Genomic DNA, 20459 nt, shown 5'->3' with positions numbered 1-20459 from the left:
CTGAGGCAGCGCTTACAACGGCGGCTGAAACTCGATGGGGCATTGGTCCGGGCCTTCCAGCTTGAGCAACTCCTCCACTATCTGCGCCTTGGCGTTGCGCAGGCACAAGCTGCGACCCAGGCCGCGTAAACGGCGGGCCTCCTGGTGCAGCATGGTGACGCCGGCGTAGTCGATAAAATTCATATGCTGCCCCTCGATCACCACCCGCCTGGCCGTGCTGCGTTGCAGGCGCAACTGCACGAAATGGCAGGCCCCGAAGAAGATCGAACCCTCCAACCGCAGAATCTCCTCGTCACCGTCTACCCATTGCTGCACCCGCGGTTGCGAGGTGCGCTTGAGGTAGAAAAACAGCGAGGCCAATACGCCTGCGTAGATCGCGGTTTGCAGCTCCAGCAGCAGCGTGGCGGCCAGGGTCAGCAGCATTACTACAAATTCGGAACGGCTAACACGATACAGCGCGCGAATGCCGGCGAAATCGATCAACCCCCAGCAAATCAGCAAAATGCTCGCGGCCATGCTCGGCAAGGGGATATGAGCGATCAGGCCGGCGCCACACAAGGCAAATACTGCCACCAGCAGCGCCGAAAACACCCCGGCCAGCGGCGAGCTGGCGCCGCTTTGCAGGTTAAGCCCTGAGCGAGTAAACGAGCCGGCCGACAGGTAGCCGGAGAACCACGCGCCGACCATATTCGACAGGCCCTGGGCGCGCACCTCCTGGTTGGCATTGAGCATTTGCTGGGAGCGGCTGGCCAAGGTGCGGGAAATCGACAGGCTGGTCACCAGGCCCAGCATCCCGCACGCCACGGCCGTGGGCAGCAGGCGCAGCACTGTGGCCGGGTCCAGGCTCAGCGGGCTGAACGGCGGCAGTGAACCACTGAACGCGGCTACCCGCGGCACGCTGGCAAACAGCGTCGGCAACGCCCATACCACCAGGCTGCCGAGCACGATGCCCACCAGCAACGCCGGCGCTCTGGGCCACAGCTTGCGAATCACCAGGCTGCTGCCCAGGCTGATCGCTGCCACTGCCAAGCAAGCTGGGTTGAAACGGGGCAACAAAGCCAGCAGGTGCACCAGGCTGTCATAACCTGTGGCCTGGCTCGGCAGGTCGATGCCCAGCAGATAAGGCAGTTGCCCCAGGGCAATCACCACCGCAGCGCCGGCGCTAAAGCCGACCACCACCGAGTGCGAGACAAAATTCACCAGCGAGCCAAACCGCAGCAGGCCCAGCAGCCATTGGAACAGGCCGGCGAGAAACGTCAGCAGCAGCACCAGTTCCACATAATCGGCGCTGCCGGGCACGGCGAGCGGGCTCACGCTGGTAAACAGCACCACGGAGATGGCGGCCGTAGGCCCACAAATCAGGTGCCAGGACGAGCCCCACAAGCAGGCGACCAGTACCGGCACCACGGCGGCATACAAACCGTACTCGGCCGGCAGGCCGGCGATCAGGGCGTAGGCAATGGACTGCGGCAAGGCCAATACGGCGCCGCCGAGGCCCACCAGAAAATCGCGGCGAACGGAGCGGCCTGTTTGCGCAGGCAGCCAGGCGAGAAAGGGGAAAAGCTTCAGGCGTGCAGGCCAGTGCATGAACATCTCAGAACAAAGGGCTTGTGTAGGGTGTGCTCTGCGCACCGAGCGATCTGTCGGCGAACGCAATGGTGCGCACAGCACACCCTACGGCATTGCGCCCGACCTGAAAACGTCGGGCGCTTTCGCTTACAGCTTGGCTTTTACCGCCGCCAACGCATCACCACCGTCTTTGGTCTTCACGCCCTCAAGCCATCCGTTCAACACCTCGGGGTGTGCGGCAATCCAGGCCTTGGCGGCCTCGGCATTGCTGCCCTTCTTGTCGGCCACCTGGGCCATGATGGTGTTCTCCATTTCCTGGGTGAACGTCAGGTTGGTGAGCAGCTTGGCCACGTTCGGGCACGCCTGTGCATAACCTTTTCGCGTCAGGGTATAAACGCTGCCGCTGGCGCCGAAATACTTCTCGCCGCCGGTGAGGTATTTCATCTTGAATTGCACGTTCATCGGGTGTGGGGTCCAGCCCAGGAAGGTGATAAAACGCTCACGTTTCACCGCCCGGCCGACCTCCGACAACATCGCTTGTTCGCTGGACTCCACCAGCTTCCATTGGCCCAGGTCGAACTGGTTTTTCGTGATGATTTCCTGCAGCGACTGGTTGGCCGGAGCACCGGCGCCAATGCCATAAATCTTCTTGTCGAACTTGTCGGCAAATTTGGCAAGGTCGGCATAGTCATGCACCCCGGCGGCGTACACGTAATCGGGTACAGCCAGCGTGAACTCTGTGCCTTCGAGGTTTTTGTTCAACTGCACCACGTCGCCGGTTTTCACGAACTTGTCGTAGTGCGCTTGCTGCGCCGGCATCCAGTTGCCGAGGAAAACGTCCACCAAACCGTCTTTCATACCGCCGAAAATAATCGGCACGGCCAGGGTGTCGACCTTGGCTTTGTAGCCCATGCCGTCGAGCAAAAAGCTGGCGACGGCGTTGGTGGCGGCAATGTCGCTCCAACCCGGATCGGCCATGCGCACGGTGTCGCAGCTTTCGGCCGCCTGAACGGTGCCAATGCTCAGCGCCAACGCGCCAACGCCTGTGAGCAAAGCTGTGGATAACTTGGTGGATAAAACTTTCATGGCGTCCCCTTGGATTTAGTTTTTAGTGTGGGCAGGTGGTTGCGGAAAGCGGGCCTTGCGCTCGAGGTCGTCGAGGTCGATGTGGTTGCGCATATATTGCTGGCTGGCATCGGTAAACGGCTGGTGATCCCAGCTCTTGAGGGTGCCCAGGCTCAGCGCGCTGGCAACGAAACGCCGTCGCCGCTGGCTGGCCAACACCTGGTGGTGAATGGCGGGAATATTCCATTTGCTGCGGGCCTCTGCGAGGAATGCCGCAAACACGGATTGATGGGCGTGCGACTGGCTCAGCTCCTCCAATTCGAACGGGTCTTGCTCGGTGTTGTAGAGCAGGCACGGGTCCTGCTCCGAATACATGAACTTGTATGGGCCGCGGCGAATCATCATCAGCGGGCTGTTGGTGCCCTCGGCCATGTACTCGCCAAACACCTCGTCATGCCCGCCCTCGCCGTTTAGATGTGGCAGCAGCGAGCGGCCATCCAGCGGCAATTCGTCATGCAGTCGGCCGCCGGCCAGCGCTATGAATGTCGGCAGCAGGTCGGCGGTGGAGACCGAGGCTTTTACCCGCCCGGCGGCAAAATGCGCCGGGGCGTGAATCACCATCGGCACGCGGGCGGCCATTTCAAACCAGTGCATTTTGTACCAGAGGCCCCGCTCGCCGAGCATGTCGCCGTGGTCGCCCGAGAACACGATGATGGTGTTATCGGCCAGGCCGGTCTCTTCGAGGGTTTCCAAGAGCTTGCCGATATTGCTGTCGATATAGCTGCAGGCGCCGAAGTACGCGCGGCGGGCGTCGCGAATCTTGTTCTCGGGCAGCGGCTTGTCCCACAGGTCGATCACCTTCATCAACCGCTCTGAATGCGGGTCTTGCTCGCTTTGTGCGCGTGGGTGGCGCGGCAGCGGAATGTCTTGGCCTTCGTACAGGTCCCAGAATTTTTTCGGGATGGTGTAGGGGTCGTGGGGGTGGGTCATCGAAACGGTCAGGCAGAAAGGCTGCTCGGGTGCCTCGCGCACATGGTCGAACAGATACTGCTGCGCCTTGAACACCACCTCTTCATCGAAATCCAGCTGATTGGTACGCACGCACAGCCCGGCCTGCAGCACCGACGACATGTTGTGGTACCAGCTTGGGCGTACATCGGGTTCGTCCCAATTCACCGCCCAGCCGTAGTCAGCAGGGTAGATATCACTGGTCAGGCGCTCTTCGTAACCGTGCAACTGGTCTGGCCCGCAAAAATGCATCTTGCCCGACAACGCCGTTCGGTAACCCAGGCGGCGCAGGTAGTGGGCGTAGGTGGGCACATCGGCCGGGAAGTCGGCGGCGTTGTCATAGGCGCCGATCTTCGACGGCAGCTGGCCACTGACCAGGGTGAAGCGCGACGGCGCGCAGAGCGGGCTGTTGCAATAGGCCGAATCAAACACCACGCCCTCGCTGGCCAGGCGGCTTAGGTGCGGCATTTTGATTGGAGATGCGGGATCGTGCAGGGGCAGCAGCGGCGCGGCCATTTGGTCGGCCATGATGAAAAGGATGTTCGGGCGTTTCATGTGGCGGGCTTATCCTATGCGGATCAGTTATGCGATGCTTCGATCTTCTGCCTCACGCCTTCAGGGGTAAAGCGCATGACCATGCATGTTTCGGATAACCACTGCTTATGCGAGATGGCAGCGTGAGCCTGCCGCTGGATTTGCTCCGCGTCTTTGAAGCCGCTGCGCGTTCGCTGAGTTTTACCAGCGCCGCCGCCGAATTGGGCACCACGCAGCCAGCGGTGAGCCAGCAGATCAAGCGGCTGGAAAAGGAACTGGCGGTGCGCTTGTTCGACCGTATCCACCGCGGCATTACCCTCACCGACGCCGGGCAGGTGCTGCTGGTGCATGTGCAACAAGGGCTGGGAACCATCGATGCCGGCATCACCGCCATCACCGCGCAGAACCAGCATGAGGTGCTGCAGGTCTCCACCGACTTCGCCTTCGCTGCCTATTGGCTGATGCCGCGGCTGCCGCGGTTTCGCGCGGCCAACCCGCACCTGGATGTCAGCCTGATCACCAGCGACCGCAGCATGACGAGCCTTCGCAGCGACATTGATATCGCCATCACCTTCGGCGACGGCCGCTTCAAACACACCGAAGCCAGCCGGCTGTTCAGCGAAGAAGTGTTCCCCATCTGCAGCCCGCGCTTGCTTGAAGGCCGCACCTTGCCGCTGAGCAACGAGCAGCTCGCCGGCATGCCGCTGCTGCACCTCAAGCCCGATATGAGCAGCCGCTGGTTCGACTGGAACGGCTTGTTTCAAGCCCTGGGCATTACCCAGCAGGTGGGGCCGGCGGCGCTGAGTTTCGACAATTACACCCTGCTGATTCAGGCCGCGATTGCCGGCCAGGGCGTGGCGATTGGCTGGAGCCACCTGGTGGATGAGCTGCTGGAACAGGGTGTGTTGTGCAAGGTGATCGAGGGTCAGGCGCAGTCGCGGTTTGGCTATTACGCCGTGTTGTCGGAACGCAAACGCCGTGCGCGGTTGTTGCAGCCGTTTGTGCAGTGGCTGCATGCGGAGCTGGGGTTGTGACTCGTCGATTCGTGTAACGATGGGTTTCGCTGCGCTCTACCCATCCTACGGGGTGTTTCCTATACTGCGCGGGCCGGCAAGGACTGCTGTGGCGCCCTTATCCTCTGCCTCGTGGACCGTCCTTGTGAATATTCGCCCTGCCCTCTCCCGTTTGCTGTTTTGCAGTTTATTCGCCATCAGCGCCGTTTCGGGCGCGGCTGAAAAGATTACGGTCAAAACGCAGCCGCTCAAGGTGCAGGAGCTTGCCTCCGGCAGCGCGCTTCTGGTCGACCTGAAAACCAACCAGGTGCTGTATTCCAGCAACCCCGACAAAGTGGTGCCCATCGCGTCGGTGACCAAGCTGATGACTGCCATGGTCACCCTCGACGCCAAGCTGCCGATGGACGAAGTGCTGCCGGTGCAGATCCAGGACGTAAAGGAAATGCGCGGCGTGTTCTCGCGGGTCAAGGTCGGCAGCCTGGCCACGCGCCATGAAATGCTGTTGCTGGCGCTGATGTCGTCGGAAAACCGCATGGCCGCCAGCCTCGCCCACCACTACCCAGGCGGCGTGCCGGCATTCGTTGCCGCCATGAACAACAAGGCCAAGGCCCTGGGCATGGCGCACACCCGCTACGTGGAGCCCACCGGCCTGTCGGAGCTGAACGTCTCCAGCGCCAACGACCTGGTGAAACTGCTCAAAGCCAGCCAGCAATATCCCCTGCTCGGCCAGCTCAGCACCACGCCGGAAACCACCGCCAGCTTCAAGAAACCCAACTACAGCCTGGGCTTTCGCAACACCAACCACCTGATCTACAAAGCCAACTGGAACATCCAGCTGACCAAGACCGGCTTTACCAACGAAGCCGGCCACTGCCTGGTGATGCGCACCATGATGAACAACCGCCCGGTGGCCTTTGTGGTGCTGGATGCGTTCGGCAAATACACCCATATCGCCGATGCCGGTCGGTTGAAAACCTGGGTGGAGACCGGCCGCGTGTCGCCAGTGTCGGCGGCGGCATTGGCGTATAAGCGCTCCAAGCAAGGGGCGCATCAGCTCGCCGCTGAGTAACCACCCTCTTACCAGTCACCGTCGTCCCCGCGTAGGTTGGGCTTCGCCTTTGGCTCAACCCAACCTACCGCTCACATAATCCAAAAAGCAGGTAATCCGCGAAGCCAGCGCGGTGTTGCGGTAATACACCGCATGAATCGGCTGGCGCACATCCACCGTGTGCGCTTCCAACACCTGCACCAAGCGCCCGTCCTCGCGGTCCTGGCGCGTCATAAAGTCCGCCAGGCACACCAGCCCAGCCCCCTCCAGCGCCAACTGCCGCAGCGTTTCGCCGCTGGAGGCCTTGATGCTCGGCGTCACCTGCCAGTACTGACCGCACTCATGGCGCAGCGGCCATTGGTTAAGGGTTTCCGGCTGGGTAAAACCAAGCAGGCTGCGCCCGTTCAATTCCTCCACCGTCTGCGGCGCGCCGAACTGCGTTAAATACCCCGGGCTGGCCAATACCCGCAGGCGATTGCTGCCCAACGGCCGCGCATGCAGCGTGGAGTCGCGCAGCGGGCCAATGCGAATGGCCACGTCGGTGCGCTGCTCGATCAGGTCGATAATCTGGTCGCTGCTGTGCAGCTCCAGTTCGATATCCGGGTACTGCGCGCGAAAGCCGGCCACCAGCGGCACGATCACGTGCAGCATAAAGGGCGAGGCGGCGTTCACCCGCAGACGTCCCGCCGGGCGCTGGCGGCGCAAGGCCATCTGCTCTTCGGCATCCTCCACACTGGCGACAATTTTCCGCGCCTGCAGCACGAAGGCACGGCCCTCCTCCGTCAACTCCAGGCGCCGCGTGGTGCGGTGCAGCAAGGTGACTTCCAGCTTTTCTTCCAGCCGACTCAGGGCACGGCTCACGCCGGACGCTGTTTGCCCGAGCTGTTCGGCCGCGGCCGTAATGGAGCCGCTGTCCACCACTGTGGTGAGCGCGAGCAGTTCGTCGAGGGTGGTTTTCATTGTTGACCCACAGTCAATATCGGCCGGCTAAAACATTGGTTTTACGCACGAGTGTGCCGCGCCTTTAAGGTCCGGCGCCAGGTGGTCGCCGTATAAAAGTGGCTCAGGCGGCGCATTCGGCGTCGATGCATCGCGAGAACTGGTTCAAAAACAACAAAACCTCCAGGTTTCCTACCCACAAACCCGTTAGCCATACCCTTGCGCCGTAGCTAGACAAGGCGCCAACACTGGAGTGTTTATGAACGAATGGTTCGGCAATATCAGCGTCAATCGCAAACTCGGGCTGGGCTTCGGCCTGGTGCTCGTGCTCACTGTCATCCTTGCCGTCACCGGCTGGACCAGTCTGGGCAGCCTGATTAACCGCAGCATCTGGATGGGCGATATTTCTCAGCTCGACGCGGCCCTGACCAAGCTGCGCATCAGCCGCCTGCAATACATGCTCGCCAATGGCGACGAGACCATTGCGCAAAACGTGCAGGTGACCCTCGAAGGTTTTGCCGCGCAGCAGAAGAGCCTGCTGGAAACCTTCAAAAGCCCCGAGAACCTCAAGCTGCTCAATGAGCAAACGGCGCAAATCGAGGCCTACCAGAAATCGCTGAACGCCATGCGCACCGCCTACAAGGCCAACAACAGTGCACGCACCGACATGGGCACGAATGCCGAAGCCGCGTTGCAGCTGCTCGACATCCTCAATGCCGACGCCCTGCAACGTGCCAGCGAAGACCCGAGCCGCCTGGACACCTTCCAGACCATTACCCGCACCCGCGAGCAGCTAGTGCTCGCCCGCTATGAAGTGCGCGGCTACACCGCTAGCCCAAGTGCCGACACCGAGCAGAGAGCCATCAAGCAACTCGATGCTGCCGTCGCCGGCCTGGAAAGCCTGAAAGGCCCATTCGGTGCCAGCCACAGCAGCGAGCTAACGCAGCTCGAAGGCCACTTGGAAAGCTACAGAGCTGCGCTCGGCCGCTTCAAAGTGGCGACCGATGCCATTGTGCAGGCTCGTAAAGAGATGACCGACCAGGGCGCCGCCATCGTCAGCCTCAACGACGAACTGAAAAAAATCCAGATCACCCGCCGCGATATCGAAAGCGCCGAAGCCCGGCAGATGCAACTGGGCGCCACCCTGCTCGCCCTGCTCTTCGGCGTGCTTGCCGCCGTGTTGATTACCCGCCAGATCACCCGCCCGTTGGCGCAAACCCTGGCCGTGGTGCAACGCATTGCCGATGGCGACCTGACGCACACCCTGCACATCACCCGTCGCGACGAACTCGGCGTGCTGCAACAAGGCATCCAGCGCATGGGCGCAACCCTGCGTGATCTGATTGGCGGCATCCGCGATGGCGTCACCCAGATTGCCGCCGCCGCCGAAGAGCTGTCGGCCGTTACCGAACAAACCAGCGCCGGCGTCAACAGCCAGAAGATCGAGACCGATCAGGTGGCCACTGCCATGCACGAAATGTCCGCCACCGTGGCCGAGGTCGCCCGCAACGCCGAAGACGCCTCGCGCGCCGCCAGCGTCGCCGACCAGGAAGCCCGTGACGGCGACAAGGTGGTCGGCGAAGCCATCGCCCAGATCGAACGTCTGGCCGATGAAGTGGCGCGCTCCACCGACGCCATGTTTGTGCTGCAACAGGAAAGCGACAAGATCGGCAGCGTGATGGACGTGATCAAGGCCGTGGCCGACCAGACCAACCTGCTGGCGCTGAACGCCGCCATCGAAGCGGCGCGTGCCGGTGAAGCCGGCCGTGGCTTTGCCGTGGTGGCCGACGAAGTACGCAGCCTGGCCCAGCGCACCCAGCAATCCACCGAAGAAATTGCCGGGCTGGTAGCCGGCCTGCAAAGCGGCTCGCAACAAGTGGCCACCGTGATGAGCAACAGCCGTAGCCTCACCGACAGCAGCGTCGTGCTCACCCGAAAGGCCGGCACGGCCCTGGAAAGCATCACCGCCACGGTGAGCAACATCCAGGCAATGAACCAGCAGATTGCCGCAGCGGCCGAAGAGCAAAGCGCCGTGGCCGAAGAAATCAGCCGCAGCATTCTCAACGTGCGCGATGTGTCGGAACAGACTGCGGCGGCCAGCGACGAAACCGCCGCCTCCAGCGTTGAGCTGGCGCGGTTGGGCGGCAAGTTGCAGGAGTTGGTGAGCCACTTCCGCGTGTAATCGGTTTCTTTGCATGGCGTAGGGCGGATACCGCCCATGGCGGTATCCGCCGCTGCGATTGATGCGGCGGATATCCGCAAAGCGGATATTCGCCCTACGCCATTTGATCCGTGCACAAAAAAACCGCCATGCCCGAAAGGACATGGCGGTTTTTTATTGGGCGAAGCGGCGGTTATTTCCGCGCGCCACGCACCCCTTCAGCCAGTTCGGCGCACAGGCCCAGCACGCCTTTGACGGCCTCCTGCGAGCTGCCGGCATTGGCGATATGGTCGATCAGCGCCGAGCCCACCACCACACCATCGGCCAGGCGCGCGATGGTCGCAGCGTGTTCGGCGGTGCGGATACCAAAACCGATGCTGATCGGCAGGTCGGTGTGGCGACGCAGGCGGGCAACCGCCTGTTCCACGTGATCCAGCGTGGCCGAACCCGAACCGGTCACGCCGGCTACCGACACGTAGTACACAAAGCCCGAGCTGCCGTTGAGCACTTTCGGCAGGCGTTTGTCGTCGGTGGTCGGGGTGGTCAGGCGGATAAAGTCCAGGCCAGCGGCTTGCGCCGGGTCGGCCAGGTCAACGTTATGTTCTGGCGGCAGGTCGACCACGATCAGGCCATCGACGCCCGCCTCTTTCGCATCGGCAATAAACGCCGGCACGCCGTATTTGTGAATCGGGTTGAAGTAACCCATCAACACCAGCGGCGTGTCGCTGTTGCCTTCGCGGAATTGGCGAACCATCTGCAAGGTTTTCTTCAAATCCTGCTTGGCGGCCAGGGCGCGGATGTTGGCGAGTTGAATCGCCGGGCCGTCGGCCATCGGGTCGGTAAAGGGCATGCCCAGCTCAATCACATCGGCGCCGGCAGCCGGCAGGCCTTTGAGAATTTCCAGCGAGGTGTCATAGCCGGGGTCGCCGGCGGTGATAAAGGTCACCAGCGCGGCACGGTTCTGTTGTTTCAGTTCGGCGAAACGGGCTTGCAGGCGGCTCATATGTGTTCTTCCTGTTCGTCGTAGTGGTGCATGACGGTTTGCATATCCTTGTCGCCACGGCCGGACAGGTTAATCACCATCAGGTGGTCCTTTGGCAGGCCAGGTGCGCGTTTGAACACTTCAGCCAGGGCGTGGGCGCTTTCCAGCGCGGGGATGATGCCTTCCAGGCGGCAGCATTTATGGAACGCGGCCAGGGCTTCGTCATCGGTGACAGAGGTGTATTCAACGCGACCGATATCGTGCAACCAGGCGTGTTCCGGGCCGATGCCGGGGTAGTCCAGGCCGGCGGAAATGGAGTGCGCGTCGATGATCTGGCCGTCGTCGTCTTGCAGCAAGAAGGTGCGGTTGCCGTGCAGCACACCCGGTACGCCGCCGTTCAGGCTGGCGGCGTGTTTGCCGCTTTCGATGCCGTGGCCGGCTGCTTCGACACCGATGATCTGCACGTCTTTGTCATCGAGGAACGGGTGGAACAGGCCCATGGCGTTGGAACCACCGCCGATGCACGCCACAAGGGAATCCGGCAGGCGGCCTTCCTGGTCCAGCATCTGCTCGCGGGTTTCTTTGCCGATCACGGCCTGGAAATCACGAACCATTGCCGGATATGGGTGCGGGCCGGCTACGGTGCCGATCATGTAGAAGGTGCTGTCGACGTTGGTGACCCAGTCGCGCAGCGCTTCGTTCATGGCGTCTTTCAAGGTGCCGGTGCCGGCGGTGACCGGAATCACCTTGGCGCCCAAGAGCTTCATGCGAAATACGTTGGCCTGTTGGCGATCAATGTCCGTTGTGCCCATGAAAATTACGCATTCCAGGCCAAAGCGGGCGGCTACCGTGGCAGTCGCCACGCCGTGCATGCCGGCGCCGGTCTCGGCGATGATGCGTTTTTTGCCCATGCGCCGTGCAAGCAGAATCTGGCCGATGCAGTTGTTGATCTTGTGCGCGCCGGTGTGGTTCAGCTCTTCGCGCTTGAGGTAAATCTTGGCGCCGCCGCAGAACTCGGTGAGGCGTTCAGCGAAATACAGCGGGCTCGGACGGCCCACGTAATCGCGCTGAAAGTAGGCCAGTTCCTTGAGGAAGGCTGGGTCTTCTTTGGCTTTTTCGTATTCGGCGGCCAGATCGTGGATCAGCGGCATCAGGGTTTCGGCAACGTACTGGCCGCCGAACGAACCGAACAGGCCGGTGGCGTCGGGGCCGGTGCGGTAGGAAGTCTGGGTCATGGGGTGGCTCCTGCTGGAAGCTGGATTTCGATGGCGTTCACTGTAGGCGCGACGGTCGCGGGAATAAAGCGATAAGATGGCCGTAATCTGTTAGAAAAACTCACAGGTTCCCAGTCAGGATCTTTAGAAAGTGGCTCGCGATCTTCCTCCTCTGAACGCATTACGTGCCTTTGAAGCCGCCGCGCGGCTGCAAAGTATCAGCAAAGCCGCGCAGGAACTGAGTGTGACGCACGGCGCGGTTAGCCGGCAGATTCGTGTGCTCGAAGACGATTTGGGTGTGGCATTGTTCAGCAAGGACGGGCGCGGCCTAAAACTCACAGATGCCGGCGGGCGGTTGCGAGATGCCAGCTTTGATGCCTTCGACCGTTTGCGCAGCGCCTGTGCCGAGCTAAAACAGCAAACCGCCGATGCGCCGTTCGTGCTGGCCTGCCCCGGCAGCCTGCTGGCGCGCTGGTTTATTCCGCGCCTGGACCGGCTTAACCGCGCGTTGCCGGAGCTGCGTTTGCAGTTGTCGGCCAGCGACGGCGAGCTGGACCCACGCCGCGCCGGTATCGACGCCACGCTGTGGTTTGCCGAGCCGCCGTGGCCGGCGGATATGCAAGTTTTCGAGCTTGCCGCGGAGCGCATTGGCCCGGTTCTGAGTCCGCGCTACGTTGGTTTCCCAACCCTCAATAAAGCCGCCCCTCATCAGCTTTTAAGCGAACCGCTGCTACACACCACTTCACGCCCGCAGGCCTGGCCGCAATGGGCACAGAGCCAAGGGTTGAACCGCGCGCAGCTGCAGCTGGGACAGGGGTTCGAGCATTTGTATTACCTGCTGGAAGCAGCGGTGGCAGGCCTGGGCGTGGCCATTGCACCGCAGCAACTGGTGGCCGATGAACTGGCGGCCGGAAGGCTGGTGGCGCCTTGGGGGTTTGTGCAAACCAGCGCGCGCTTGGCGCTGTGGGTGCCGGCCCGAACGCCGTCGGCGCGGGCGGCGAAGTTGGCGCAGTGGTTGGCGGGGGAGTTGGGGCAGTGATCAACGGCTGGTGCGCGGAGCACACCCAAGAGCGACGCGCGTTGGCTTTTGTAGAGTGTGCTCCGCGCACCAAGCGATGGCGCAGGCGGCTAATGTTTCCTGGCGTAAACGCGGACAAAGCAACGCCACCCATTGTCGCCGCGATGATATTCGGCTGGCCATTCTGGATCCCAGCCTGCGCTGGGATGACGGTGGGGTGAGTACAGAGCTGTACCAGACGGTGGGTGTTTTACGCGCCCGGGTACGACCTTGGCGTATACACCCAGTCCACCTCACTACCGGCCTTGGCAAAGCGCCGCGTGGTACTGGAACCGATGATCACCATGGTGCGCATATCCACCTGCTCGGGCCGCAACTCGCCAAGGGTGGTGACGGTCAGCGCCTCTGCCGGACGGCCGATATCGCGGCCCAGTACCACCACCGTTTGCGGGCTGCGTTGTTCGCGCACCACGTCCAGCGCACGTCCCAGTTGCCAGGGGCGGGCGCGGGAGATGGGGTTGTAGAAGGCCAGGGCGAGGTCCGCGAGGGTGGCGTGTTTGAGGCGAAGCTCGATCACGTCCCAAGGCTTGAGGTTGTCCGAGAGCGAGATCATGCAGAAGTCGTGGCCCAGCGGCGCGCCGGCCTTGGCGGCGGTAGCGAGCGAGGCGGAAATGCCGGGCAGGATGTGCAGTTCAACGGCATGCCAGTGCGGGTCGCTGCTGGCTTCCAGGGCTTCGAGTACGGCGGCGGCCATGGCGAAGACGCCGGGGTCGCCAGACGACACCACCACCACGCGCCGGCCACTGGCAGCGAGCTCGAAGGCATGGCGTGAGCGCGCCAGTTCTTCGCGGTTGTCGCTGTTGTGCAGCACCTGATCCGGGCGGAACGGGCCGGCCATGGTCACGTAGGTTTCGTAGCCCAATACGTCTTCGGCTTCCTGCAACGCACGCTTTACCGCTGGAGCGGTGAATTCGCTGGCGCCGGGGCCCAGGCCCACTACGGTGAGCCGGCCACGGGGTTGGCCGAGGCTGTGGATAGCCACCGGCTGCGCCGCGATGGCCAGGTGCAGGTTTTCACTTTCCAGACGCTGATGTTCAAAGGGCAGGGCGGCTTCATCGCTGAAGCGCAGCGGCACGCCGAGGCTGTCGGCGGTGCCGTGCAGGGCGTTGTCGGTCATGCGTTCACGCGGACACAGCAGGCAGGCCAGGGCGTGGGCGCTGATGCCGGCGGCGGCCAGGCTGGCGTGAATCCGTTGGCTATCGGCCGGCGGATCGAGCACCACCACGCTGCGCGGATGAATGAGCAATTCATCGGCGCTGCCGTTGGCATCGGTGCTGATGCGGATGCGCAGGTGGGCATCGTCGGCCAGCGGTAAGCGCGCCTGTTCCAGCCACGGCGCAGCGCCCTCGATGCGCACGGTTTCACCGCCGAGCAAGGAGGACACAAAGCGTTTGCCCTGGTCGATATCGCCCAGCACGTAGCCGCTGGGTGGGTTGAGCACACAGGTGTCGAAGCGCAATTCACCGCTGGTGGTAATGGCGGGCGCCACCTCCAGGGCGGCGGCAATTTCCCGCGCCAGTACGTTTACGCCCGCCAGGCCGCCGAGCAGCGGCACCACAGCGCTGCCGTCTTCGGCCACGGCCAGTACCGGCGGCTCGGCGCCTTTGCTGTGCAGGAGTGGCGCCAGGCAGCGGATGACGATGCCGGCGGCGCACAGCGCGATGACCGGGCGGTTGCTTTGATACAGCTCGCGCAATTGGCTGGCGAAGTCGCTGTAACTGATGTCGGCGGCGACGCGCTCGGCCAGGCCGTACACCTGGGCGCTGGGGTAGAGCGCCTGGATGCGCCGGGCGGTGGTGAGGGCGCCGGTGCCGAGGATGATGATGGCGGGGGACATTGGGGCTCCGGATATTTATGGAGGGCCCGTAGGAGCGAGCTTGCTCGCGAACCGTGGAACCGAGGTTCTTCAGGTAGACCGCGTAACGGCTTTCGCGAGCAAGCTCGCTCCTACAAAGGCGGTGCTGGCGGCGTTTTCAGGCCTGCCATTTCTCGCCAGGCACGATAATCAACGAAAAATACGGCGACGCCATCGGGTCCACGTCCGCCAGCGGCACAATCCGTTGGTTCTCCATGGTCGCGCGTTCCACATAGTGCGCACGCTCGGCCAAGCCCAACTCGTCGAGCACGCCACGCACCTTGTCGAAGTTGCGCCCCAGCTTCATCACCACGGCCGCATCAGTAGCCGCCAGGCGTTGCTTGAGTTCGTCCGCCGGCAACACACCGCTGAGCACAGCCAGACTCTGATTGCGGTACACCAGCGGAATACCCAGCACCGAGGCGCCGCCCAGCATCGAGCACACCCCCGGCACCACTTCGGCGAGGTAACGGCTGGCCAGGCGGTCGTGCAGGTACATATACGAGCCGTAGAAAAAGGGGTCGCCTTCGCAGATCACGGCCACGTCGCGGCCGGCTTCCAGGTGTTCGGCAATCTGCTCGGCGCAGGTGTCGTAGAAGTCGCTGATGATGTCTTCGTAGCTCAGCGGTGGCGCGAGCTTTTCGGTGGTCACCGGGTAGACCATGGGCAGCCGTTGCTGCGCTTCGGTCAGGTGGCCGGCGATGATGCCGAAGGCGTTGCCGTGCTGGCCGGCGGCAACCTTGGCCTTGGCCACGAAGTAGCCGATGACCGGCGTGGCTTGCAGCAAACGCAGGGCTTTGAGAGTGATCAGCTCCGGGTCACCGGGGCCGACGCCAATGCCGAGCAGGCGTCCCTTCGCGCTCATCACTCCACCTCCGTGGCCAGGGCATTGACGGCGGCCGCCGCCATGGCGCTGCCGCCACGGCGACCGCGCACGATCACATACGGCACGCCACGGCTGTCGGCGGCGAGCAGGTCTTTGGATTCGGCCGCGCCGACAAACCCGACCGGAAAGCCCAGGATCAGCGCCGGTTTTGGTGCGCCGGCATCGATCATTTCCAGCAGGTAGAAGAGGGCAGTCGGCGCATTGCCGATCACCACCACGGCGCCTTCCAGGTGCTCGCGCCAATGTTCCAGGGCGACGGCCGAACGGGTGTTGCCCAGTTCGCGCGCCAGGTCCACCACGCCTTCATTGTTCAGGGTGCAGATCACCGGGTTATTGGCCGGCAAGCGGGCGCGGGTAATGCCTTCGGCCACCATGCGCGCATCGCACAGAATCGGCGCGCCCTTGGCCAGGGCCGTGCGCCCGGCGCTGCCGGCACCGGGAGAAAAGCGCAGGTCTTGCACCACATCGACCATGCCGCAGGCATGAATCACCCGCACGGCGAGTTTTTCCAGGTCGGCAGGAATGCCAGTCAGATCAGCTTCGGCGCGGATGATGGAAAACGAGTGGCGGTAGATTTCCTGGCCATCGCGGATGTACTCAAGCATCAAGGGGCTTCCATGGTTCGGGGCTGCGCGGTCAGGGTGTCGGCGGCGTCTGTAATGGTCAGATTGCGTGCCAGCAGGCGGCCGAAACCGGCGCTGCTGCTGTCACGTTTATAGAGGTCGTAGCGCCCTTCGGCCACTGCCAGCAGCGTATGCGGCGCCACATGGGCGGCGGCGCAGGAGCGGGTGCAGGCGCTGAGGTGCACTTGGTCGATGGTGCCTTTACCGGCTAGCAAATCAGCCAGCAACAGGGCATCGCTTTTGCTCGCGGCCAGGCCTTTGCCGCAGTCGGTAGAGCCGCTGCAGGCGACGATACGTGCCAGCGGCAGGGCGCTGTCGGTGAGCAGGCCGAGGGCGTTCAGTTTTGCCAGCAAAGCCGGTGACTCGGCGCTGGACACATCACGCAGCAACAGACTTTGCCAGGGGGTGAAATACAGCGCGCTGTGGGCGAGGTGAGCCACAGCGGCCAGTTGCGCGGCGCTGATTCTGCCCAGCACCGGCGCTGCGCCAATATGCACCCAACCTGCCTGGCGTTGCGCCCGAATACCCAGATGCGCCCACGGCTCGGCAGCGGGCCGACGCCAGGCCAGTACCTCGGCGGTTTGCTCAAGTGCGAAGGGCAGGCGGGCTTGCAGCGTGGCGAGAAAATCGTCGATAGGCATCTGCTCAAGCAGATGACGCATCCGTGTGTGCTTGGGGCTGGCGTGCTGCAGAAACAGCTCCAGGCAAGCCTTTACCAGCGCCGGCACCTGCTCGGCAGTTACCGCTGCCAGCGCCTCGGTGGGAACGCTCGCCAGGCCAAAGGCGAAACGCTGCTTATCCAGCGCACTTATCCACAGGTCATGGTGATGCTCGAGCATCGCCAGGCTTTCGCCGCCGTCCAGTTGCAGGGCGAATTTGGCCGAGAGCCGGTGCAGGGTGTCGTTGCTTTCCAAAAGCATCAGCAACTGCTCGGCCAGCGGGCGTACGTCCAGCCGCTGCTGGGCATCCACGCCAGCGGCCGGGCTGAGCATCAGGTTGCGGACATCATCGGCGCCGGCATTGTTCGGCCCCAATTCAGCGGCCAGCAGCGCGTCGATCAGCGCCTCTTCTTCACCGCCACGCACGCCGCGAATCTGCAGGTTGGCGCGGTTGGTGATTTCCAGCACGCCGCTGGCATGACGCTCGGCGGCCGCGCTGATGGCCAGCGCCTGCGCCACGCTCAGGCGCCCACCTGGCAATTTCACCCGGCAGATGCCGCCGTCGCGTGCCTGCACAATGCGCAGCAAACCCGGGCACGCGGTATGGCGTGGCAGGGGAGCATCAGGCGTGGGCTGGGTGTTGTTCAAAAAGGTCACCGGTTCGCCGTGGCTGGCTGTGGGTGCCGGCGAACGCGCTATTATGCCCGCTTTGCCCGACCCCAGGAAAAGCCTGCTGGTCGGCTGGTTTCAAGGAGTGCCCATGGCGGCGTGGCTCACAGTGGTGGGAATTGGCGAAGACGGTTACAGCGGCCTGGGCAAACCGGCGCGCCGCGCGTTGCTGGATGCTCGCCTGATTGTCGGCAGCCCGCGCCAGTTGGAGCTGCTGCCCCATTGCCTGAGCGCCGAGCGTTTGCTCTGGCCCAGCCCCTTTAGCCTGGGCCCGGTATTGGCCGCCCGTGGCACGCCGGTGTGCGTATTGGCCAGCGGTGACCCCATGCTGTTCGGCGTCGGCGCGAGCCTGGCGCGGCAGGTGCCGGCCGAGGAGATGCAGGTGTTCCCGGCGCCGTCTTCGTTCTCGCTGGCGGCGGCGCAATTGGGCTGGGCGTTGCAGGATGTCAGTTGCCTGTCGGTGGTGGCCCGTCCCTTGGCGGCGCTGCACAACCATATTCACCCCGGCCAGCGCTTGCTGGTGCTGAGTAACGATGGCAGCAGCCCGGCGGCCATCGCTCAGCTGTTGGTCGAGCGCGGTTTTGCCGGTAGTCGCTTGCGCGTATTGGAGCATTTGGGCGGCCCGTTGCAGCGCTCCATCGATGGCCTCGCCAACGCCTGGGCCTTGTCGGAAGTGGCCGCACTGAATGTGCTGGCCATCGACTGCGTCGCCGCTGCCGATGCGCGATTACTGCCGCTGACGCCGGGCTTGCCCGATAGCGCTTTTGCCCACGATGGGCAACTGACCAAGCGTGATGTGCGGGCCATTACCCTCGCGCGCCTGGCGCCGTTGCCGGGTGAATTGCTTTGGGATGTCGGCGCCGGCTGCGGCTCCATCGGTATCGAATGGATGCGCGCACACCCTAGCTGTCGGACGATTGCCATCGAAGCCAATGGCGAGCGCCAAGGGTTGATCGCACAGAACCGCGATGCCCTCGGCGTGCCCGCTCTGCAATTGGTGGCTGGCAGCGCTCCGGCAGCGCTGCATGGCCTGCCGCAAGCTGATGCCATTTTTATCGGTGGCGGCGTCACCATCCCCGGTGTGCTGGAGCACTGCTGGGCCAATCTGCGCCCCGGTGGCCGGCTGGTGGCCAATGCGGTCACGCTGCAAAGCGAAGCCGCCTTGGTGAACTGGCGCGAGACCCATGGCGGCGAACTCACGCGCATCAGCGTCGCCCAGGCGCTACCGTTAGGCGAGTTCGACACCTGGCGCACGGCGCTGCCCATCACCCTGTTGCACGCGGTAAAACCCTGACCCATGCGCGACGAAACCCCCGAGCAACCCGCACCGCTACGCAGCGGCTACACCACCGGCAGTTGCATCACCGCAACCAGCCTCGCGGCGGCGCGGCTGTTGCTTGGCGGTACGGTGAGCGATGCGGTGGGTATCGTGTTGCCCAAGGGCCGCGAAGTGGTGATGCGGTTGGAGTTTTGCCGGCCGTTTGCAGACGGCGCCGAGGCCGGCACGCTCAAGGATGCCGGCGACGACCCGGACGTCACCCATGGCGCATTGGTGTTTGCCCGCGTGCGCTTACGCACCGAACCGGGCGTGGCTTTTTTTGCCGGGCCGGGTGTGGGCACCGTTACCAAGCCGGGCCTGACCCTGCCGGTCGGCGAACCGGCGATCAACCCGGTGCCACGGCAGATGATCACCAGCCACTTGTTTAGCCTGGCCATCGAGCACGGCTATGCCGGCGGTTTTGAAGTGACCGCCTGCGTGGAAAACGGCGAAGCGCTGGCACTGAAAACCATGAACCCGCGCCTGGGCATTTTGGGCGGGCTGTCCATTCTCGGCACCAGCGGCATCGTGCGGCCGTTTTCCTGCGCGGCGTATATCGCCTCCATTCACCAAGGCATCGACGTCGCCCGCGCCAATGGCTTTACCCATCTGGCTGCGTGCACCGGCAATGCCAGCGAAGACTGCATGCGCCGCCACTACCAACTGGACGACACCGCACTGGTGGAAATGGGCGATTTTGTCGGCGCCGTGCTCAAGCATTTGCGTGTGGCACCGGTGGCGAAATTGAGCCTGTGCGGCGGCTTCGGCAAGATCAGCAAACTGGCCGCCGGCCATATGGATTTGCACAGCCGCCACTCCAGCATCGACCTGCCGCAACTGGCCGCATGGGCTGCCGCCATCGGCGCCAGCGCCGAACTGCAACAGGCAATTGTCGCCAGCAACACCAGCCAGCAGGCCCTGGCGCTGGCCGCTGCCTCGGGCATCGCACTGGGCAATGCGGTGTGCGCCCATGCCTTGGCATTTGCCCGCAGCATCGTGCCGGCCGAGGTCGACGTGGAGGTGTTTGCCATCGACCGCCAGGGCGGCATTGTCGGGTACGCGGGGGCAGGGCAGTGAGGCCGAAGGTGCTGCTGCTCGGCGGCGTAAGCGAAGCGTTGGCGTTGGCTCGGCACCTGGAGGCAGACGATATTTACAGCCTCGCGGGCCTGGGCCGCGTACCGGAGGATTTGCCCTGCCAGGTGCGCGTCGGCGGCTATGGTGGCGCCGAAGGGTTGGCGCAATTTATTGCCGAAAACAGCATCGGCTTGCTGGTGGACGCCACCCATCCCTACGCCGCGCAGATCAGCGCCAACGCCGCGCGCGCTGCCACACTCGCCAGCATTCCCTGCTGGGCGTTGCGCCGGCCTGGGTGGGTAGCTCAGGCGGGTGATGACTGGCGTGAAGTGGCCGATTGGAACGACCTTATCCACAGCCTCAAACCCTTCCGGCGCCCGCTGTTTACCCTGGGCCGTGAGCCGCTGGAACACCTCGACGAAATTCCCGAACACCAACACTGGACCGTGCGCTGCCTGCAAAGCCAGGCGGCCACGCCGCGCGCCGAGATCATTGGTGCCCGTGGGCCGTTTACGTTGGAAAGCGAGCGCGCGCTGTTTGCCCGGTTGCGCTGCGATGTGCTGATCAGCAAGAACAGCGGTAGTGAGGCGACGGAACATAAGCTCCAAGTGGCGCGCGAGTTGGGCGTGCCGGTGCTGGTGCTGCGACGGCCAACATTGCCGGCAGTGGAGCGCGAGTTCACCGACGGCGTGGCGCTGTTGAACGCGCTTTTGTAGGGTGTGCTGTGCGCACGGTGGCGACATCGGGAGAATCGCCCGGTGCGC

Annotated in this window: 17 protein-coding genes and 1 pseudogene; 8 read left to right on the top strand and 10 right to left on the bottom strand. The window is 63.5% G+C overall.

Features of this window, described 5'->3' with window-relative positions:
* Positions 1-12 precede the first annotated feature (12 nt).
* The 3 genes from PKE98_RS01660 to betC form a co-directional block, all read right to left on the bottom strand.
* Positions 13-1587, bottom strand: coding sequence for a SulP family inorganic anion transporter (locus PKE98_RS01660; protein WP_271193476.1), 1575 nt, complete (start codon positions 1585-1587; stop codon positions 13-15).
* A 129-nt stretch (positions 1588-1716) separates the two neighbouring features.
* Entirely contained in the window at positions 1717-2655 is a 939-nt protein-coding gene (gene choX, locus PKE98_RS01655; protein WP_271193475.1) for a choline ABC transporter substrate-binding protein, read from the bottom strand.
* Positions 2656-2670: 15 nt separating this feature from the next.
* Positions 2671-4197 carry a choline-sulfatase gene (gene betC, locus PKE98_RS01650; protein WP_271193474.1) on the bottom strand — a complete coding sequence of 509 codons (1527 nt, stop codon included), beginning with the start codon at positions 4195-4197 and terminating at the stop codon, positions 2671-2673.
* A gap of 122 nt (positions 4198-4319) precedes the next feature.
* Between betC and PKE98_RS01645 the strand changes: the two genes are divergently transcribed.
* The gene (locus tag PKE98_RS01645; protein WP_271193473.1) at positions 4320-5210 is read left to right on the top strand and encodes a choline sulfate utilization transcriptional regulator; all 891 of its coding nucleotides are present in this window, start codon (positions 4320-4322) and stop codon (positions 5208-5210) included.
* Positions 5211-5334: 124 nt separating this feature from the next.
* Positions 5335-6258, top strand: coding sequence for a D-alanyl-D-alanine endopeptidase (gene pbpG / locus PKE98_RS01640; protein WP_271193472.1), 924 nt, complete (start codon positions 5335-5337; stop codon positions 6256-6258).
* Positions 6259-6312: 54 nt separating this feature from the next.
* Here pbpG and PKE98_RS01635 read toward each other — a convergent pair whose 3' ends face one another.
* Positions 6313-7197, bottom strand: a complete 885-nt coding sequence (locus PKE98_RS01635) for a LysR family transcriptional regulator (RefSeq protein WP_271193471.1) — start codon at positions 7195-7197, stop codon at positions 6313-6315.
* Positions 7198-7435: 238 nt separating this feature from the next.
* Here PKE98_RS01635 and PKE98_RS26980 point away from each other — a divergent pair.
* Positions 7436-8455: pseudogene (locus PKE98_RS26980) on the top strand (methyl-accepting chemotaxis protein); the annotation flags it as partial.
* Positions 8456-8494: 39 nt separating this feature from the next.
* The gene (locus PKE98_RS26975; RefSeq protein WP_373877800.1) at positions 8495-9358 is read left to right on the top strand and encodes a methyl-accepting chemotaxis protein; all 864 of its coding nucleotides are present in this window, start codon (positions 8495-8497) and stop codon (positions 9356-9358) included.
* Positions 9359-9530: 172 nt separating this feature from the next.
* Here PKE98_RS26975 and trpA read toward each other — a convergent pair whose 3' ends face one another.
* Together trpA and trpB are read right to left on the bottom strand one after the other, a co-directional pair.
* Positions 9531-10340 (bottom strand): tryptophan synthase subunit alpha, encoded by an 810-nt coding sequence (trpA, locus tag PKE98_RS01625; protein WP_271193469.1) that lies wholly within the window; start codon positions 10338-10340, stop codon positions 9531-9533.
* Positions 10337-11554 (bottom strand): tryptophan synthase subunit beta, encoded by a 1218-nt coding sequence (gene trpB, locus PKE98_RS01620; protein WP_271193468.1) that lies wholly within the window; start codon positions 11552-11554, stop codon positions 10337-10339. The genes trpA and trpB overlap by 4 nt, the downstream gene beginning before the upstream one ends.
* A 130-nt stretch (positions 11555-11684) precedes the next feature.
* Between trpB and PKE98_RS01615 the strand changes: the two genes are divergently transcribed.
* Entirely contained in the window at positions 11685-12572 is an 888-nt protein-coding gene (locus PKE98_RS01615; RefSeq protein ID WP_271193467.1) for a LysR family transcriptional regulator, read from the top strand.
* Between the two features lie 229 nt (positions 12573-12801).
* On the opposite strand, the gene cobJ is transcribed toward PKE98_RS01615, so the two are convergent.
* From cobJ to cobG, 4 genes are all read right to left on the bottom strand, one after another.
* Entirely contained in the window at positions 12802-14463 is a 1662-nt protein-coding gene (gene cobJ / locus PKE98_RS01610; RefSeq protein WP_373877799.1) for a precorrin-3B C(17)-methyltransferase, read from the bottom strand.
* 121 nt (positions 14464-14584) lie between these two features.
* A complete protein-coding gene (locus PKE98_RS01605) occupies positions 14585-15334 on the bottom strand; it encodes a precorrin-2 C(20)-methyltransferase (protein ID WP_271193465.1) in 750 nt (249 codons plus the stop codon).
* Entirely contained in the window at positions 15331-15957 is a 627-nt protein-coding gene (locus tag PKE98_RS01600) for a precorrin-8X methylmutase (RefSeq protein WP_271193464.1), read from the bottom strand. Before PKE98_RS01600 ends, PKE98_RS01605 begins: the two co-directional genes overlap by 4 nt.
* Positions 15957-17282 (bottom strand): precorrin-3B synthase, encoded by a 1326-nt coding sequence (gene cobG / locus PKE98_RS01595; protein ID WP_271193463.1) that lies wholly within the window; start codon positions 17280-17282, stop codon positions 15957-15959. Before cobG ends, PKE98_RS01600 begins: the two co-directional genes overlap by 1 nt.
* 112 nt (positions 17283-17394) lie before the next feature.
* Between cobG and cbiE the strand changes: the two genes are divergently transcribed.
* From cbiE to PKE98_RS01580, 3 genes are read left to right on the top strand one after another with little or no spacing between them, the layout of a single operon-like run.
* The gene (gene cbiE / locus PKE98_RS01590) at positions 17395-18597 is read left to right on the top strand and encodes a precorrin-6y C5,15-methyltransferase (decarboxylating) subunit CbiE (RefSeq protein ID WP_271193462.1); all 1203 of its coding nucleotides are present in this window, start codon (positions 17395-17397) and stop codon (positions 18595-18597) included.
* Between the two features lie 3 nt (positions 18598-18600).
* Positions 18601-19698 carry a cobalt-precorrin-5B (C(1))-methyltransferase gene (locus PKE98_RS01585; protein WP_271193461.1) on the top strand — a complete coding sequence of 366 codons (1098 nt, stop codon included), beginning with the start codon at positions 18601-18603 and terminating at the stop codon, positions 19696-19698.
* Entirely contained in the window at positions 19695-20411 is a 717-nt protein-coding gene (locus PKE98_RS01580) for a cobalt-precorrin-6A reductase (protein WP_271193460.1), read from the top strand. The genes PKE98_RS01585 and PKE98_RS01580 overlap by 4 nt, the downstream gene beginning before the upstream one ends.
* The last annotated feature ends 48 nt before the right edge of the window (positions 20412-20459 follow it).

The organism is Pseudomonas turukhanskensis, from assembly GCF_027922365.1.
GTDB lineage: Bacteria > Pseudomonadota > Gammaproteobacteria > Pseudomonadales > Pseudomonadaceae > Aquipseudomonas > Aquipseudomonas turukhanskensis.
This window is presented reverse-complemented; position numbering and strand designations above follow the sequence as displayed.